Genomic DNA, 17,283 nt, shown 5'->3' with positions numbered 1-17,283 from the left:
GCTACCTGTCAGACGATCAGGCTTCGCTTTCGGATTCTTCGCCGCCTTCAGCTGCGTCGTCGCTCTTCGCACCCTTGGGCTTGTGAATCGACACGACCGGCAGATCGTGGTCTTCGCCCTGTTGCAGTGCGGCGATACGAACACCTTTCGGCAGTTTCAGGTCGGACAGGTGAAGGATCTGGTCAAGTTGCACGTCGGTCATATCGACTTCGATGAACTCGGGCAGATCGCCCGGCAGACAGATAACTTCCACGTCAGTGATCTGGTGGGAAGCTACGCCGCCAGCGGTTTTAACGCCTGCGCAAATGTCTTCGTTGGTGAAGTGCAGCGGTACGTGAACGTGAATCTCAGTGTCCTTGTTAACGCGCTGGAAGTCAGCGTGAGACAGGGTCGGCTTGTACGGGTGACGCTGCAGATCCTTCAGGATCGCGCTTTCTTTCTTGCCGTTCAGGTTGATGGTCAGAACGTGGGAGTAGAAAGCTTCGTTTTCCAGGGCCTTCTGAAGCTCTTTGTGAGCGATGGAGATGGAAGTCGGCTCCTGGTTTCCGCCGTACAGAACGGCCGGAACCTGACCTTCGCGGCGCAGGCGGCGGCTCGCACCTTTCCCCTGGTCTTCGCGCAGGATTGCTTGGATTTCAAATTGCTCGGACATTGTCGTTTCCTCAAGATCATCATCCGGGGCCCGCGACCAGGCTTGCCGGTGATGGTGGTTGTATGCTCCGGTAGGGAGCTCAAACGAGTAAGGAGCCGCAAAGCGACTCCTTACCGTGCGGACTCGAAAGTCCGCGAATAACTGCCTGAATTCCAGGCCTTACTCGAACATGGCGCTGATCGATTCTTCGTTGCAGACGCGACGAATCGATTCGGCGAGAAGCCCTGCCATGCTGAGGGGGCGGATTTTATCACATCTGGCCGCCTTGTCACCCAGCGGGATCGTGTCGCAGACCACCAGTTCGTCGAGCTGGGACGAGTTGATATTCTCAATCGCCGGGCCGGACAGCACGGGGTGGGTGATATAGGCGACAACACGTTCTGCGCCGTGTTCCTTAAGGGCGTTGGCAGCCTTGCACAGGGTGCCGGCAGTGTCGACGATGTCATCCACGAGGATACAGGTCTTGCCCTGAACGTCACCGATGATGTGCATGACCTGGGAGACGTTGGCGCGCGGGCGCCGCTTGTCGATAATGGCCAGGTCGGCGTCATCGAGGCGCTTGGCGATGGCGCGGGCACGTACGACGCCACCCACGTCCGGGGATACCACGATGAAGTTTTCGAAGCGCTGGCGTTCGATATCTTCCAGTAGCACCGGCGTCGCATAGATGTTGTCGACAGGGATGTCGAAGAAACCCTGGATCTGGTCTGCGTGGAGATCCACGGTCAGTACCCGGTCGATTCCGACGTTACCGATCATATCCGCTACGATCTTGGCGCTGATAGCGACTCGCATCGAGCGTACCCGCCGATCCTGGCGTGCGTAGCCGAAATAGGGGATGACTGCTGTAACCCGGGAGGCTGAGGCGCGTCTCAGCGCGTCCGCCATGACAATCAGTTCCATGATGTTGTCATTGGTCGGGAAGCAGGTCGGCTGGATGACGAAAACATCGCGGCCGCGAACGTTCTCGTTGATCTCGACAGTGGTTTCGCCGTCGCTGAACCGGCCGACAGTGGCGTCACCCATCGGGATGTGGAGTTTTTGCACGACTTTCTGGGCAAGCTCAGGATGGGCATTACCCGCAAAGACCATCAGTTTGGACACGGTGTGATCCTTCTGGGGAGCGTCTTTGGAATTCGGGGAAGTGACGGCGTTTGAAGAATGGCTGGGGTGGCTGGATTCGAACCAACGAATGACGGGATCAAAACCCGTTGCCTTACCACTTGGCGACACCCCAGTATCTCGAACATTTGGCATCAGTTCAGCTCGTTTAGCCTGACAGTGAGCGGTGAAAGGTTCACAGCCTTTGCAACGAACCCTTTGATGCCTGAGGGCTTTCTTGCCAGAATCTCGAGGGCCTCGGATTCTGTCGGGAAACGCCCGAAAATGCAAGCCCCCGTACCGGTTAATTTTGCGCTGGTAAATTGCCCCAGCCAATCAAGTGCCCGTGCAACCTCTGGGTAGAGTTTACAAACGAGGCTCTGACAATCGTTCCGGTAGCGAGGATCGTCTCCCTCAAAAGCGGGCGCTATTTTGATTCGGGGAGAGTGCCTTGTCAACCCTTCGTGACCAAAAATCAAAGCCGTACTGACTTCGCATTCTGGTTTCAGGACCAGGTACCAGTGCTCGGGGGGGGATGACGGCGTCAGCCGCTCGCCGACACCCTCTGCCCAGGCGGCATGGCCGCGCACGAAAACCGGTACGTCGGCGCCCAGAGACAAACCGATTTCCGCGAGGCGGTCTACCGGGATATGCAGGCCCCAGAGTCGGTTGAGCGCGACGAGTGTCGTGGCCGCATTGGAGCTGCCGCCGCCGAGACCGCCTCCCATCGGAAGGCGCTTATCGCAATGAATCGTATAGCCGGGCAGTGTGCCGCCCACCTCTTTTCGCAGCTGTTCCGCCGCTTTCCAGATGAGGTTGTTTTCCAACGATACGCCGGGTAGTGCCGGTTCTATCCTGATCTGGTCGTCGCCACGGGGCTCGAAGATCAGCTCATCGCCGTAATCGAGAAACTGAAACAGTGTTTGCAGTTCGTGGTAGCCGTCAGGGCGACGCCCGACGATGTGCAGGAATAAATTGAGCTTTGCTGGGGCAGGGAGGGTCAGGTGTGGCACAGTAAATCTTCAGCTTAAGGGTTATTGAGAGGGTGCCAGGCTGTGACGGCGACGCGCACGCGTACTTGCCCTTTTTCTGCCGTCAGGAGCGCAGGCAGCGGAGGCAGGCCAGTGATCCAGGTCCTTTCCCTCTGGTAATGGATGCGCCAACCGTCCTGGGTTAGCAGGCGAAGCTGGCCTTGAGGACTGAAGTATAGCTTGGGCGAGCCATCAGGCGCGGGGATTCCCCGTATCCAGTAGGACAGTTGGGAAACCGGCAGACGCCAGCCGGTTTCCTGCAGTAGCAGTTCTTCCGGCTGGTTTGAGCTGAAACGCTTGCCGTTACTGGTGGTGAGCGTGATAAAGCCGGGAGCGCCATTAAGGGTTGTGCTGCCCATGCCCAGGAAGCTGGAGGACAGTTGTAGGTGATAGGTATCTCCGGTCTGTCGCCAAGCGTTGATCACACCGGTGTCATTATGTTCGGGCTGGCTGACGGCGACCTTACCCTGCAGCTCCCAGTGATCGAAGCTGGCGAGCTGTTGTTGCTTGACGGACCAGTCTGCCGGTTTCGCCGTGCTCAAACGACCTTCTTGAGGCAGCTGTACCTGGCTGGCACAGCCGGCCAGTAGTACAAGGAGGGGCAGGGCGAGCCAGGCTCGCCCGCTGCGGCTTGGGGCGTTCGTCACAGATGCTCCTTTTCAATGCCAGGTATGAGTCCCGGTATTGGTGCCTTATTGAATGCCCAACTCTTTCATGGCCTTAATCAAGCGAGAATCTCCTGGGTGTGCCTTCAGGCTATCCTGCAGGATGCTGCGGGCTTCACTCTTCTTGCCGCTGTCCCAGAGTGCCCTGGCCAGGTGGGTGGCCACCTCGGGGTCCGGGAATGCCGCATAGGCTTCTCGCAGGTATTTTACGGCACTGGGGAGATTGCCGAGCTTGTATTGGACCCAGCCCAGACTGTCCGTGATGGCCGGATTTTTCGGATCCAGCTTGTGGGCCTTCTGGATCAGCTCAAGCGCTTCCTTATAGCGGGTGCTTTTTACGGTCAGCGTATAACCCAGCGCGTTGAGGGCCACGGCGTTATTCGGCTCCGCAGCGATAATCTTGCGAAAATCGGCCTCAGACTCCTTATCGCGCCCCAGGCTGTCGAAAAGCATGGCCCTGGCATAACGGATGCGATTGTTGTTTGGGTATTTCTCAAGAGCATCGTTACAGGCTTTCAGTGCCTCTTGTTGTTTCTTGAGATCCAGCAGGAGATTGATGCGCACCATCCAGAGGTTTTCGGCCTGATTGGGCATCTGTTGCTGCAGGGAATCAAGATTGTTCAGGGCATCCTGCAGGTTACCCTCCTGTGCCTGCAGGAAACTCTTGCGCGAGAGTGCCGAGAAGAACTGGGTGCCGTCTTCAACCTGCCCATACTGGTCAATGGCCTCCTTGACGTCCTTGTTCTTGTCGGCAATCCGGCCGAGATAATAGTGAGCTTCATTGGTGTGCTCACCGGCCGTGACAAGCTCGGTCAGCTCGGTCTTGGCAATGTCCTCGTGGCCATTGTCCAGGGCAACCAGGGCGTGGGACAACTTGAGGCCGGATTCTTTCGGGAAGCGGATCATCAGTCGCTGGAACTCATCCTCTGCGGCCTGGTTCTGCCGGTCCTCCAGCAACATTCGGGCATACAGCGTGCCCAGCTTGCGGTCATCCGGATAGCGGTTGGTCTGCTTGCGCAGGTAACTGAGTCCTTCTTTGGGGTTGCCCAGGTCGTAGAGCAGTGTGCCATACAGTAGCATGGCCGGCTGATAGTCCGGGTGCGCCTTGAGCAGGGCCTTGGTGGTCTCCATGGCCTGCTGATTGTCCTTGTTGATGCGGTAAAGCAGGCCCAGGCTGTACTTGATCTCAAGGTTATCGGGATGCCGGGTTTCCAGTTGCTGGTAGAGCTTGAGGATTTGCTGCTGCTCTTCCGGCTTCAGCGTCTCGGCGTAGCCCGCCAGGCCATCGAAGTTAGCATCCCCACCCAGCTTCAGGATGGTTTCCATATGCTGGAGGGCCAGGGTGAAATTCTTTTTGCGGATGGCTTCGAGAGCGGCAATTTGATGTGCCTGGACGCTATTGGGGTCCTTTTCCAGCCAGATCTGTGACAGTCTGGCCTGGGCATTGGTCGCATTCAGCGCGTGGGCGATACCCATGGCGCGCTTGATGATGCCCAGGTCGCCGGATTCTTCGGCAGCTTTGACGTAATCCAGCAGCGTTACATCATAACGCCCGCGCTGGGCGGCAATTTCCGCTGTCAGCAACTGGAAAAGAACATTGGGCGGGAAGCTGCCGTAATGCACCTCCTGTTTTGCCTGTTGTTCCGGTTTGGCCTGCACTTTGGGCGTTTCGGACTGTTTGGCTGGGTGCTGCAGGAGGCTCGCGCAGCCGCTTAACATTAGCAGGCCGGCGGACAGAAGTAATGGTTTCCGCATGTTGCTTCCGTATGCTCAATGGATGGGCGGACAGAGAAACTGTGAGAGTTCCTAATAATGGCACAAGGCGAAGCGCATGCCTAATCCCCTGATTGTCGTCCGTCGCCCTGTCGCAAGCGATCAATAACTTGTAGGTAAAAACCGTCGGTCTTTGATCCAGCGCAGGAGTTTGGCTGGCACCGAAGAGGCCAGACCGCTAAAATAGGGACGTTTTGTAGCAACCTATAGAATGCCATCCCGAAAGGCATCACCGACATCCTGGCGAGTTCCGATATCTGATATGGCTGTGCTGGTACTGGGTATAAATCATCGCACCGCACCGGTGGAAATGCGGGAGTGTGTGGCGTTTGCGCCAGAGACACTGCCGTCTGCCCTGCGTCAGGTGGTGGATACCAAGCGGGTCAGCGAGGTCGCTATCCTTTCGACCTGTAACCGCACGGAAGTCTATTGCGCGACCGATCTGGACGGCGAGCGCCAGTTGCTGGATTGGCTGGGCGGTTTCCACAGTATCGATGCCCTGGAGCTTGCCGGCTGTTGTTATGTCTATTGGCAGGATGAGGCTGTGCGTCACATGATGCGCGTCGCCAGCGGATTGGATTCCATGGTGCTGGGTGAGCCTCAGATCCTGGGCCAGCTCAAGGATGCCTATGCCTCGGCCCGTGAAGCGGGGACCGTGGGGCGTGAATTAACCCGTCTTTTCGAGCAGTCCTTCTCCATCGCCAAGCGTGTGCGCACGCAGACCAGCATTGGTGAGAACCCGGTTTCTGTCGCCTACGCTGCGGTTGCGATGTCCCGTCATATTTTTTCCGACCTGTCGGAAAACCGGGCCCTCCTGATCGGCGCGGGCAAGACGATCCGGTTGGTGGCTCAGCATCTGAGGGAGCTCGGGCTGATTGACATCACCGTTGCCAATCGCACCCTGGAGCGGGCTGAAGAGTTGGCGGCAGAAATGGGCGGGCAGGGTATCCGGCTTTCCGATATTCCTGAGGTCTTGCCCAATGCCGACATTATTATCTCGTCCACCGGAAGCCCTCTGCCGATTCTCGGTAAGGGTTCGGTGGAGCGGGCGCTCAAGCAGCGCAAGCATCGCCCCATGTTTATGGTCGATATCGCCGTGCCGCGGGATATCGAGCCGGAAGTGCGCGAGCTGAGTGATGTCTATTTATATACCGTCGACGATCTTCGTGAAGTCATCGAAGAGAATATCCGCTCCCGCGAAGGGGCTGCGCGTGAGGCAGAGAACCTCATCGAGAGCGGTGTCTCTGAATTCATGTATCAGTTGCGGGCTTTGGATGCCGTGGCGACGCTCAAGCAGTTTCGTGGTCAGGCGGAGCGGGTGCGTGATGACGAAGTCGACAAGGCGGTGCGAGCCCTGCAGGCGGGGGCCGACGCTGAGACGATTGTGCGCTCCATGGCGCGTGCGTTGACGAATAAGCTGCTGCATGGGCCGACCGTGCAGGTGCGCAAAGCGACAGCCGAAGGCCGCGCGGATGTGGCCGAGTGGCTGCGTGAACTCTACGATCTCAGTCCTGGCCGGCCTAACGGTAAGGGCGGCAATGCCGACGGTAATGCTGCCGTCGAACCTATCTTCGTGGCCGAACAGCGCCAGAAAGTTTAGTATCCTGTGCGGATTATCCAGTGACGCTCCGGTGTAATCGGTGTGTTCGATGCGCTATGCGCTCCGGAACGAGCTGACAGACCCCGTTTTCAGGCGCACTTGGACTCTCACCTCTGACCGTATCGCAGGTAGCTGTATTTCTTATGAAGGCATCCATTCAGACCAAACTGGACCAGTTGCTCGACCGCTTTGAAGAAATCGGTGTGCTGCTGACTGACGCCCAGACCATCGCGCAACAGGATCGTTTCAGGGCTTTGTCCCAGGAGTATGCCGAAGTCGAGCCGGTGGTAAAGTGCTACCGGGAATACCGCAAGGTCTGTGAGGACATCGCCGGCGCTGAAGAGCTGCTGCGGGAAGGGGATGCCGAGATGCGGGCCATGGCGGAAGAAGAGGTTGAGAGTGGTCGCGAGCGGCAGCTGGAGCTGGAGTCCGAACTGCAGCGACTGTTGTTGCCGCGCGACCCGAATGACAGCTGTAACGTGTTTCTGGAAGTCCGGGCCGGTACCGGAGGGGACGAGGCCGCCATCTTTGCCGGTGACCTTTTCCGCATGTATTCCCGTTATGCCGAGCGACAGGGCTGGCGTGTTGAGGTCATCAGCGAGAGCCCTGGTGAGCATGGTGGCTATAAGGAAATCATTTCCCGCGTTGCCGGTGATCAGGTCTATGGCCACCTCAAGTTCGAGTCCGGTGCGCATCGTGTGCAAAGGGTGCCGGAGACTGAATCCCAGGGGCGTATTCATACCTCGGCCTGTACCGTTGCCGTTATGCCTGAACCTGATGAAGTGGAAGCGGTGGAGCTGAATAAGGCCGACTTGCGGGTCGATACCTTCCGGGCGTCAGGGGCGGGCGGTCAGCACGTCAACAAGACGGATTCCGCGATCCGCATTACTCATATTCCTTCCGGCATTGTCGTGGAATGCCAGGATGAGCGCTCCCAGCACAAGAATCGCTCCAAGGCGATGTCGCTGCTGCAGGCACGCTTGATGGAGCAGGAGCGGGAAAAGCATGCCCGTGAGCAGGCCGATACCCGTAAGAGCCTGGTCGGCAGTGGTGATCGTTCCGAACGCATTCGGACCTATAACTTCCCACAGGGGCGGGTGACCGATCATCGTATCAACCTCACGTTGTACAAGTTGGACGAAGTGGTCGAAGGTGATCTCGACCCGGTGATCGAACCCTTGATGCAGGAATATCAGGCGGAACTGCTCAACAGCATGTCTGAAGACTAATGACTGACATCCCGACCCCACAGACCGTTGCCGAGGCTCTGGCCTGGGCCTCTGATCGTATCGATAGCGAATCGGCGCGGTTGGATGCGGTGTTGTTGCTGGGGCGGGTGATGGGACAATCGAGGACCTGGCTCTACACCTGGCCGGACGCGGCCTTGTCGGAAACCCAGCAGGCGGCTTTCCAGACCCTGGTCGAGCGTCGTGCCGTTGGCGAGCCGGTGGCATATCTATTGGGTGAGCGAGAGTTCTGGTCGTTGCCGCTGTCGGTCAACGCCAGCACGCTGATACCCCGGCCGGATACGGAATGCCTGGTCGAGACGATTCTGGTGTTGGCATTACCGGAGCAGGCCCGGGTGCTGGATCTGGGCACGGGCACCGGAGCGATTGCGTTGGCCCTGGCATTTGAGCGACCGGAATGGCAGGTTTGGGGTGTCGATCGTTCGCCAGAGGCCGTGGCGCTGGCGAAGGCCAATAGCGTCAAGCTGGCGCTTGAGCATGTCCATTTCGCCGAGAGTGACTGGTTCTCGGCGCTCGAACCCCAGCACTTTCATATGATCGTCGCCAATCCGCCCTATATCGATGCGCAAGACCCGCACCTCGAACAGGGCGATGTGCGCTTTGAGCCGCGTTCCGCCTTGGTGGCGGGCGATGCGGGGTTGGCGGACCTGCGTGATATTGTGCACGCCGCGCCAGATTGGCTGATGCCGGGAGGCTGGATCGTGCTGGAGCATGGCTGGCAGCAGGCGGAGGCTGTGCAGGCGTTGCTGGAAGCGCGGGGTTTCCGTCGTGTGGCCTCGCAGCGTGATTATGGCGGTAATCTGCGTTTGACCCTGGCGCAATGGGAGTCTCCCTGATGTCCGATACCCTCACTGACGAACAGCTCCTGCGCTATAGCCGGCAGATTCTGATGCCGGAAATGGACGTGGCGGGTCAACTATGCCTGGCCAATGCGCGGGTGCTGGTGGTCGGTGCCGGTGGGCTCGGCTGCCCTGTCGTGCTGTATCTTGCGGCGGCGGGCGTGGGTGAGTTGACCGTTGCCGACCCGGATATCGTGGAACTGACCAATTTGCAGCGTCAGATCGCTTTCACGATGGCGGATATCGACCGCTTCAAGGCTGAGGTGCTGGCCGAGAGGGCGATGGCCACCAACCCGGATTGCCGGGTGGTGCCGAAGGTGGCGCACCTTGAGGGGCAGGCGTTGGACACTGCGGTGGCGGGCAGTGACCTGGTCCTTGATGCCAGCGACAATTTCACCACCCGTTTCGCCGTGAATGCGGCCTGCGTGAAGCACCGGGTCCCCCTGGTGTCCGGCGCTGCGATACGGGCCGAAGGGCAGGTCGCCGTTTTCGATGCACGACAGATGGATAGCCCTTGCTACCGCTGCCTCTACGCAGTCGACGACGACGAGGCCCTGAACTGCTCCCAGGCCGGCGTGCTCGGCCCACTTGTCGGCATGATCGGCACCACGCAGGCGATGGAAGCCATCAAGATCCTTGCAGGTGTCGGTCAGTCGCTGACAGGGCAGTTGCTGCTGCTGGATGCGCTGACATTACAGTGGCGATCCCTCAAGTTACCCCGCGATCCTGAATGCCCTGTTTGTGGACCGCGGCATCAAGGCTGATCCATCTCTTTTTCTATCGCTCTTCTCAGTTGCCTCCTAGGGCGTGCTTTATGGTTGTAATGCCCGAAAGTGTTCGATGGCTGCTTGTCGGCTTGCCTTCAGATCCACCAGTGGTGCAGGGTAACCGGTGACCCGCCCTCCCTTTTCCCAGGGGGCATGAATCCTGTCCGGCCCGAGTTTGGCGACTTCCGGCACATAGTGGCGGATAAAACTGCCGTCAGGATCGAAGCGGGTACTTTGCGATACCGGGTTGAAGATTCGGAAGTACGGTGCTGCATCGGTACCTGTCGATGCGCTCCACTGCCAGCCGCCGTTGTTGGAGGCGAGGAAACCGTCGACCAGCCGGGACATGAAATAGGCCTCTCCCAGGCGCCAGTCGATAAACAGGTTCTTGGTCAGGAACATGGCGGTGACCATACGCAGCCGATTGTGCATCCAGCCGGTTTGGTTCAGCTGGCGCATTGCCGCATCGACAATGGGGACGCCGGTTTGTCCTGCCTTCCAGGCTTCGAACGCCTCTCCGGGTGGATTCCAGGGCAGGGACTCCGTTTCCGGTTTGAATGCGCGGTGCATGCTGACGCGGGGAAAGTGATAGAGGATATGGATATAGAAATCGCGCCAGGCCACTTCGTTGACCCAACTGGCAATACCTTCCTCGCGTCCGCCGGAGCTGAGAGCTTGTTGGGCGGCCACCAGGCATTGTCTGCCGGACAGTACACCGGCGGCCAGATAAGGCGACAAACGGCTGGTTGCAGCCAGCGCCGGGAAATCCCTGTCTCGCTTGTAGGTCCCGCCGCGTTCGTCGAGAAACTGTTCCAGTTGCTGGTGCGCGGCGTTTTCGCCCGCGGTCAGCCCTGAATCAGGCACCTTGTTCGCATCGATCATGTCGCGGGGGACCGTGGGCGAGTCAACGGCGGGGCCACGTTGACTGGGTTCTGGGTAGAGCGAGACCGGAAACTCGTCAAGCCAGCTTCGCCAACGGCGCGAGAAGGGGGTGAAAACCGTATAGGGCGCGCTTTGCTGTGTCAGGACCTGACCCACTGGCACGACGCTCTGGTCGCGGTACCGATGGACCTGTATACCCGCCTCCGTCAGCCTATGCCGCACGTCGCGATCGCGACGCCTTTCGTTGACGCCGTATTCCTCATTGAAATGCAGCCCGCTGATGTTCCGCGCGCGACTGAGGTTCAGCAGGGCGTCGGGTGAGGCACTGAAGTCATCGTGTCTCAACAGATGGCAGCGAATGCCAAGGGCCGACAGACGGTGAAAGAGGCTGTCCAGGTTGTCCAGCAAAAAGCGGGTGCGTGCTGGTGACCAGTCGTGCTGCCGCCATTGTTCCGGTGTCAGGAGAAAGCAGGCTTCGACAGGCGCTTCGCCCTGCAGGGCGGCTGTCAGGGCGGGGTTATCCGCCAGTCGCAGGTCGTTTCGGAACCAGACCAATTGTGTCATGGAGTGTTGCCCTGGAAAAATGATGTATGAGGGTTATTCGCGGGCATTGAACGATTGGATTATAGTGGCTCCGACGACGGCATAAACCGGGTGCGGGAGTAGAGGATTGGATATCGAGCTGCTGAAAACGTTTCTCGAGGTGCATCGGACTCGTCATTTCGGGCGTGCCGCGGAAAACCTTTACCTGACCCAGTCGGCCGTCAGCGCCCGTATTCGTCAGCTCGAGCAGGTGCTCGGCACCGATCTGTTTGTCCGAACCCGCAATAACATTCATCTGACGCCGGCCGGAGAACGCTTGGCGCCTCATGCTGAGTCGGTGCTGACGGTCTGGGAACGGGCGCGCCAGGATGTTGCGTTGTCCCAGGGGCTGTTGACCCGATTGGCGATTGCCGCGCCGCCGTCAATTTGGGACAGCTGGTTGCAAATGGCCCTGCAGCGGCTGATGCGCGACCTGCCGGATATTGCCTTGCGGGCCGATGTCTATAGCGATGACTCTCTAGGGCGACGATTGATCGAGGACGCCCTGGATCTCGCCGTCTGCTTCGATCCGCCGAAAAGTTACGACCTGGTGGTAAAGGAGGTGGATTCCCTGTCGTTGATCATGGTGTCTTCGCGTTCGGGGCAGGCGGCAACGGCGGCGGTCAGCGACCGCTATATACAGGTGGATTGGGGAACAACTTTCAAGGTGGAGCATGCCCGGGCATTTGTCGGCATGCCGCCGTCCGTACTGCACACCTCGAGTGGCCGGATCGCGCTGGACTTCCTGTTGGCCAACGGAGGGGCCGTCTATCTGCCGGAACCGGTGGCGCGACCCTATCTCGATGAATCCGTGCTGTTTCTCGTGGAGGATGCGCCGGTCTTCAATCGGGCTGTCCATGTCGTGCACAAGAGCGCTCACGAGCGCCCGGCCTTGATCGAGCGGATTGTGGGCTTGCTGACACTGTGTTCATCGTACAGTCCGCAGTCCCTGCAGCCCGGGCGTTTGGGGGCCAATCAGGCCACATGATCATCCATTATTAAAATTAATTGTATTTAGAAAAAAATATTGTTGTACCCTTGCCGGAAGTGTGCTCCATAATCGCGGCCGCCTACCGGTGCATGTTGCCGGAAGGTGTCTGACGGGGCAGGGGGCTTGTCCGGCGGTGCATCTTTGGGATGTTTTTCCGTTCGGCTTGCCAACGCATAAATCTGACTATACTCAGGTTATGTCGTGGTTGTCCGGTTGGAAGAACTCCTGGTAGCAGTCGACCTTTCCAATGAATGGGAGGGTTTTACCAAAACAGGACCTTCGTGAATCCCAACGGAGATCGTGTGATGCAGGCAAATTTCTCTGATTTCAGCTGCAAGCGAGCATTCTTCGATACCAAACATTACCCGCGCGGCTTCAATCGTTCGGGTGACTTTTCCATGAGAGAGGCGCAGCTTCTTGCCAATCATGGTGTGCTGCTCAACGAATTGACGCTGGGCAAGGCTACACCGGCGAATGCTGCACAGGAACGTCTCCTGAAAGTGGTCCAGGGCGAGGTGCCGGCGGAAAGTCTGCTGGAAAAGGTATGGGTTAAATACCTCCAGAAAACCACTCGCCCGACGATTCGCTATTCCTGCTCGGCACCCGCCTCGGAAGGGGGAGACTACAGCAGTGATGAGGCTGTCGGCGACTACTGAGGCAGAGGTTGGCTGGCGGTAGCGCCAACCCTTCGGTTTGCAGTGAGGCTGGGCTGTCGGCGGGGCTTTCGTGGTCTCCGCCGATGAGCCTTGTCCCTTCTATTAAGCCAAAAGTGCGACTCTCTGCCTGCCGTCCCGGCGTCGTTGTAACTGCGTAGGGATAGCGGGGTGGCACTCGCTTCGATTTCCGGTAGCATGTCCGTGTTTAGCCTGTATTTTTTCAGGTTTTAAGGGCCATCTCGCCGACAACCAGGATGTGCAGGAACGATACCGGATGCCGGAAAATCTCATCGAACAGGAAGGTCAGTGGGCCCAGGAACTGGCGCTGGAGTCCGGTCAGACATTACGTAATGACTTCGGCAGCCTGCGGCTCTGGATCACCATGCTCGACCGTGAATGGCAGGTTCGTTACGAACGTGCGGATAACAAACGCGAGGATGTGCGCTGGCTGCAGGTGCTGGGTTTTGTCTTGCCTGGCGGTGACGTGTCGCTCAACCGCTACGTGCGTAACGATCTCTCTCCAAAACTGCGGATGATGCCGGCCCTGCCGGACCGATCCGTGGTCATCCGTCCCTATCACCCCCTGTATATTCCCGCCGGCGGCTACTGCACGATCTATGTCAGTACCGGCGCCTGGCTGCGTCTTCAGGTCGGGGATAAGCAGACGCAGTTGCTGGAGCTGCCTATCGTGGTGCCATCCATGACCTGGGTGGGAAAGACGACGATGGATGGCGAGCTATGCTATGCCAGTAATACGTTTGCACGCCTGGCGCTGGAAGCACTACCCAAACGGTCCTGGCGGGTGATAACGCCGGTGCGCATCGTCAATCGGCGTAAGGATGCGCTGTTGCTCGAGCGCTTCAGTCTGCCCTCTCCGATGCTGCCGGTGTTCAAGAGCGAGCAGAACTGGTTGTGGACGCCCGAGGTGACCGTGACCTGTGAAAAGGACATTGCGGAAGCCAAGCTGGCGGTCGCCCCTCATGCCCCGGCCGATGCCGGTAAGTGCGAGTTGCTGTGCCATGCACGACAGGAGCCGGAAAAGGGCGGGCTGGTGAAGGCTTTCGACCGGATTTTCGGGTAAGAACCTTTTGGATAGTTGCCGATGAGCTTTGGACAGGCTTTCAGTGGAATGTTTACCAGTCTCAACTGGGCGGGATGGATCCATGCATTCATCCTGCTGATTATGGGCGGCATTCTCGCGTCGTTGCTCAGCCGTGCGCTGGTTCGGGTTGGTGGGCGGCTGTCGCGGCATCAGCAGGTGATGCTGCGGCGACTGGTGTTTTATGTCGTGTTGCTGCTGTTCGTCATTGCTGCGTTGCGCGAGGCGGGTTTTGAGCTCAGCGTTTTGCTCGGCGCGGCGGGTATTCTGACGGTGGCGATTGGGTTTGCGTCGCAGACGTCGGCATCCAATATGATCAGCGGCCTTTTCCTGTTGGCGGAGAAACCGTTCGAAATCGGTAATTTCATCGAAGTGGATAGTACCCGCGGTGAAGTGGTCAGCATTGACCTGATGAGCGTCAAACTGCGGACCGTCGATAACCTTTACGTGCGGATTCCCAATGAAACCCTGATCAAGTCCAAGGTAACCAATCTCACGCGGTTTCCCTTGCGTCGTGTAGACCTCCAGATTGGGATAGCCTACCGTGAGAGCATTGCACAGGTTAAGCAGCTCTTATTGGCCATGGCGGAAGACGACCCTCGCTGCCTGGAGGAACCGCGTCCCTTTGTATTGGTGCTGGGCCTGGGGGCGTCGTCGGTCGACCTGCAGTTCTCCTTCTGGGTGCGGACGGAGGATGTTCGCGACATGCGCAGCGACATGCTGCAGGCCGTCAAGGACCGTCTCGATCGCGAAGGCATTGAGATTCCATTCCCTCACACAAGTGTTTATGCGGGTTCGGCTTCCGAACCGTTCCGTATTCAACTGGTGAGTCCCGCCAATCAACAGGATCGGGCGAATGATGACAACACTACAATCTGAGCCCGGGCAGGAGGAATCATCCCTGATCTGGTTGGGATGGCGGGAGTGGGTGGCTTTGCCCGAGCTGGGTATTCAGCGCATTAAGGCCAAGGTGGATACGGGGGCGCGTACCTCCTGCCTGCACACGTTTCGTACGGAAGCCTATCAGGACGAAACCGGGCGCCGTGTCCGTTTCTGGTTGCACCCCGAACAGGGGGGAAGTAGTGACGAGCTGGAGTGCGACGCGGCCGTCATCGATGAGCGTATGGTGTCGGACAGCGGCGGTCATCGTGAACAGCGTTTGGTAATTTTGACACCGGTCTGTATCGGATCGGTAATTTGGCCCATCGAAATGACCCTGACCAACAGGGATACGATGCGCTTTCGGATGTTGTTGGGGCGTACGGCCATGGCGAAGCATGCGGTGGTAGACCCGCAGGCGTCCTATCTGGCCGGTCAGCCGCAGCCTGGGGGTAATTCATGAAAATCGGGGTCTTGTCCCGTAATCGTTCGTTGTATTCCACCCGTCGCTTGGTGGAAGAAGGTCTCAAACGAGGCCATGAAATGCGTGTGATCGACTGTCTTCATTGTTATATGAATATCACCTCGTCCAACCCAAGTATCCATTATCGGGGGGAGGTTCTGGATGGCTTTGATTCCGTGATTCCCCGCATTGGCGCGTCGGTGACATTTTATGGTACGGCGGTGTTACGCCAGTTCGAAATGATGGGCGTTTTCCCGCTCAATGAGTCGGTCGCGATTACCCGTGCGCGTGACAAGCTGCGTTCGATGCAACTGCTGTCGCGGAAGGGTATCGGTTTGCCGGTGACCGGCTTTGCCAATAAGCCGGATGACATTCCTGACCTGATCAAGATGGTTGGCGGTGCGCCGCTGGTAATCAAACTGCTGGAAGGCACCCAGGGGATCGGCGTGGTGCTGGCCGAAACCCGAAAGGCGGCGGAGAGTGTCATTGAGGCCTTTCTGGGGTTGCATGCGGACATCCTGGTACAGGAATACATCAAGGAAGCTGGTGGCAGCGATATCCGCTGCTTCATCATCGGTGACAAGGTGATTGCGGCCATGCGGCGTCAGGCGGCGGAAGGCGAGTTTCGCTCCAATCTCCACCGGGGCGGAACGGCGTCTGTCGTGCGGATCACCCCGGAAGAGCGGCGTACGGCGATTGCGGCGGCCAAGGCGATGGGGCTGAATATCGCCGGTGTCGATCTATTGCGCTCCAGTCGTGGTCCGCTGGTCATGGAAGTGAACTCTTCCCCCGGTCTGGAGGGTATCGAGGCGGCGACCGGCAAGAACGTTGCCGGCATGATACTGGAGTTTACCGAGAAGAATGCACGTCCCTGGCGAACGAAAACCAAGGGTAGGGGCTAAGCATGGCGCGGGAACCGTTTGAGATCGCCGGCGAGACGATCGATGTCGGTAAGCGCCGGACGGTGGAAGTGCCTGTCGCCAAGTTGTATACACACACGCCACTGCATATCCCGGTGGAGGTTGTGCATGGTCGCCGTGAAGGACCGACCTTGCTGGTCTGCGGCGCTATCCATGGTGACGAAATCAATGGCGTGGAAATCGTGCGCAGGGTGTTGCGGTTCGGTGGTCTGCGCTATCTGCGCGGTACGCTGGTCGCCGTGCCTATCGTCAATGTCTTCGGCTTCGTTCAGCGGTCCCGCTATCTGCCGGACAGGCGAGACCTGAACCGCTGCTTCCCGGGTTCGGAAAGTGGCTCTCTGGGTGCCCGTATCGCCTATCTGTTCAGAACACAGATCATGGAGAAGGCCTCGCATATTATCGATTTGCACACAGGCGCCATTCACCGTTTCAACCTGCCGCAGATCCGGGCCGAGCTCAAGAGTGAGGAAACGGCACGCATGGCCGAAGCCTTTGCGGCCCCCATTATCCTTAATGCCAGCCTGCGCGCGGGAACCCTGCGGGAGCATGCCGACTCTCTCGGTATTCCCGTCGTCACCTACGAGGGCGGTGAGGCGTTGCGGTTTGATGAAATCGCCATCGCCAGCGGGGTGAAGGGTATCATCCGTGTGATGCGTGCGCTGGATATGCTCCCGCCGGAACGGACCAAGGCGGGTGCCCGTAAGCGTTCGCCGGTCCGCTCGGAAGTGGCCGTTACGTCGACCTGGGTGCGTGCCGAGATTGATGGCATCCTGCGGCCCGGCGTCAAGCTCGGGCAGCGGGTGAACAAAGGGCAAAAGCTGGCGGTGATTGCCGATCCATTTGGGGAGCGTGAGTCACCGGTTGTTAGCAGTGCGTCCGGCATCGTCATTGCCATGAATAACCTGCCGTTGGTCAACGAAGGCGAGGCCATTTATCACATTGCCCGTTTCGACGAGCTGGATGAAGCGGTGAAGGCGGTGGAGGAATTCCGGTCGGAGCTGGATCCTGCCTATCAGGAGAATACGTTGCCGACGCACCCCTGGGATGAATTGTTGAAGTAGGTAGATGAAGCAACAACGGCGTCGGCCGTTCTCCCTCTCCCCGGATGGGGAGAGGGAGACATCTCACGACTCACC

17 protein-coding genes and 1 tRNA gene are annotated in these 17,283 nt (G+C 58.7%); 11 read left to right on the top strand and 7 right to left on the bottom strand.

Features of this window, described 5'->3' with window-relative positions:
• Positions 1–16: 16 nt before the first annotated feature.
• The 6 genes from CLR77_RS11730 to CLR77_RS11705 form a co-directional block, all read right to left on the bottom strand.
• Positions 17–652 (bottom strand): 50S ribosomal protein L25/general stress protein Ctc, encoded by a 636-nt coding sequence (locus CLR77_RS11730; protein WP_097460829.1) that lies wholly within the window; start codon positions 650–652, stop codon positions 17–19.
• Positions 653–811: 159 nt separating this feature from the next.
• Positions 812–1,756, bottom strand: a complete 945-nt coding sequence (locus CLR77_RS11725) for a ribose-phosphate diphosphokinase (protein ID WP_097460828.1) — start codon at positions 1,754–1,756, stop codon at positions 812–814.
• A gap of 58 nt (positions 1,757–1,814) precedes the next feature.
• Positions 1,815–1,889: transfer RNA gene (locus tag CLR77_RS11720), tRNA-Gln, on the bottom strand.
• A gap of 19 nt (positions 1,890–1,908) precedes the next feature.
• Positions 1,909–2,766, bottom strand: a complete 858-nt coding sequence (ispE, locus tag CLR77_RS11715; RefSeq protein ID WP_097460827.1) for a 4-(cytidine 5'-diphospho)-2-C-methyl-D-erythritol kinase — start codon at positions 2,764–2,766, stop codon at positions 1,909–1,911.
• Positions 2,767–2,780: 14 nt separating this feature from the next.
• On the bottom strand, positions 2,781–3,431 hold the full coding sequence (gene lolB / locus CLR77_RS11710) for a lipoprotein insertase outer membrane protein LolB (RefSeq protein WP_097460826.1): 651 nt from the start codon (positions 3,429–3,431) through the stop codon (positions 2,781–2,783).
• Between the two features lie 45 nt (positions 3,432–3,476).
• Positions 3,477–5,204 carry a tetratricopeptide repeat protein gene (locus tag CLR77_RS11705; RefSeq protein ID WP_097460825.1) on the bottom strand — a complete coding sequence of 576 codons (1,728 nt, stop codon included), beginning with the start codon at positions 5,202–5,204 and terminating at the stop codon, positions 3,477–3,479.
• Positions 5,205–5,484: 280 nt separating this feature from the next.
• Between CLR77_RS11705 and hemA the strand changes: the two genes are divergently transcribed.
• From hemA to CLR77_RS11685, 4 genes are all read left to right on the top strand, one after another.
• Positions 5,485–6,822: a glutamyl-tRNA reductase gene (gene hemA / locus CLR77_RS11700; RefSeq protein WP_097460824.1), complete on the top strand. Its 1,338-nt coding sequence runs from the start codon at positions 5,485–5,487 to the stop codon at positions 6,820–6,822.
• A gap of 143 nt (positions 6,823–6,965) precedes the next feature.
• Positions 6,966–8,051 carry a peptide chain release factor 1 gene (prfA, locus tag CLR77_RS11695; protein WP_097460823.1) on the top strand — a complete coding sequence of 362 codons (1,086 nt, stop codon included), beginning with the start codon at positions 6,966–6,968 and terminating at the stop codon, positions 8,049–8,051.
• Positions 8,051–8,905 carry a peptide chain release factor N(5)-glutamine methyltransferase gene (gene prmC, locus CLR77_RS11690; RefSeq protein ID WP_097460822.1) on the top strand — a complete coding sequence of 285 codons (855 nt, stop codon included), beginning with the start codon at positions 8,051–8,053 and terminating at the stop codon, positions 8,903–8,905. Before prfA ends, prmC begins: the two co-directional genes overlap by 1 nt.
• Entirely contained in the window at positions 8,905–9,672 is a 768-nt protein-coding gene (locus tag CLR77_RS11685; protein WP_097460821.1) for a HesA/MoeB/ThiF family protein, read from the top strand. Before prmC ends, CLR77_RS11685 begins: the two co-directional genes overlap by 1 nt.
• A gap of 48 nt (positions 9,673–9,720) precedes the next feature.
• Here the strand turns inward: CLR77_RS11685 and phrB are convergent, their stop codons facing one another.
• Positions 9,721–11,121, bottom strand: a complete 1,401-nt coding sequence (gene phrB, locus CLR77_RS11680; protein WP_097460820.1) for a deoxyribodipyrimidine photo-lyase — start codon at positions 11,119–11,121, stop codon at positions 9,721–9,723.
• Between the two features lie 106 nt (positions 11,122–11,227).
• On the opposite strand from phrB, the gene CLR77_RS11675 reads away from it, so the two are divergent.
• From CLR77_RS11675 to CLR77_RS11645, 7 genes are all read left to right on the top strand, one after another.
• Positions 11,228–12,127: a LysR family transcriptional regulator gene (locus CLR77_RS11675; RefSeq protein WP_097460819.1), complete on the top strand. Its 900-nt coding sequence runs from the start codon at positions 11,228–11,230 to the stop codon at positions 12,125–12,127.
• A gap of 308 nt (positions 12,128–12,435) precedes the next feature.
• On the top strand, positions 12,436–12,786 hold the full coding sequence (maoP, locus tag CLR77_RS11670) for a DUF413 domain-containing protein (protein ID WP_097460818.1): 351 nt from the start codon (positions 12,436–12,438) through the stop codon (positions 12,784–12,786).
• Positions 12,787–13,060: 274 nt separating this feature from the next.
• On the top strand, positions 13,061–13,867 hold the full coding sequence (locus CLR77_RS11665) for a hypothetical protein (RefSeq protein ID WP_097460817.1): 807 nt from the start codon (positions 13,061–13,063) through the stop codon (positions 13,865–13,867).
• Between the two features lie 21 nt (positions 13,868–13,888).
• Positions 13,889–14,764 carry a mechanosensitive ion channel family protein gene (locus CLR77_RS11660; protein ID WP_198962746.1) on the top strand — a complete coding sequence of 292 codons (876 nt, stop codon included), beginning with the start codon at positions 13,889–13,891 and terminating at the stop codon, positions 14,762–14,764.
• Positions 14,745–15,227 carry an ATP-dependent zinc protease family protein gene (locus CLR77_RS11655; protein ID WP_097461011.1) on the top strand — a complete coding sequence of 161 codons (483 nt, stop codon included), beginning with the start codon at positions 14,745–14,747 and terminating at the stop codon, positions 15,225–15,227. The genes CLR77_RS11660 and CLR77_RS11655 overlap by 20 nt, the downstream gene beginning before the upstream one ends.
• A complete protein-coding gene (rimK, locus tag CLR77_RS11650; protein ID WP_097460816.1) occupies positions 15,224–16,129 on the top strand; it encodes a 30S ribosomal protein S6--L-glutamate ligase in 906 nt (301 codons plus the stop codon). The genes CLR77_RS11655 and rimK overlap by 4 nt, the downstream gene beginning before the upstream one ends.
• Before the next feature lie 2 nt (positions 16,130–16,131).
• Positions 16,132–17,208: a succinylglutamate desuccinylase/aspartoacylase family protein gene (locus tag CLR77_RS11645; RefSeq protein ID WP_097460815.1), complete on the top strand. Its 1,077-nt coding sequence runs from the start codon at positions 16,132–16,134 to the stop codon at positions 17,206–17,208.
• The last annotated feature ends 75 nt before the right edge of the window (positions 17,209–17,283 follow it).

The organism is Mangrovitalea sediminis (assembly GCF_002514725.1).
Lineage (GTDB): Bacteria > Pseudomonadota > Gammaproteobacteria > Pseudomonadales > Oleiphilaceae > Mangrovitalea > Mangrovitalea sediminis.
This window is presented reverse-complemented; position numbering and strand designations above follow the sequence as displayed.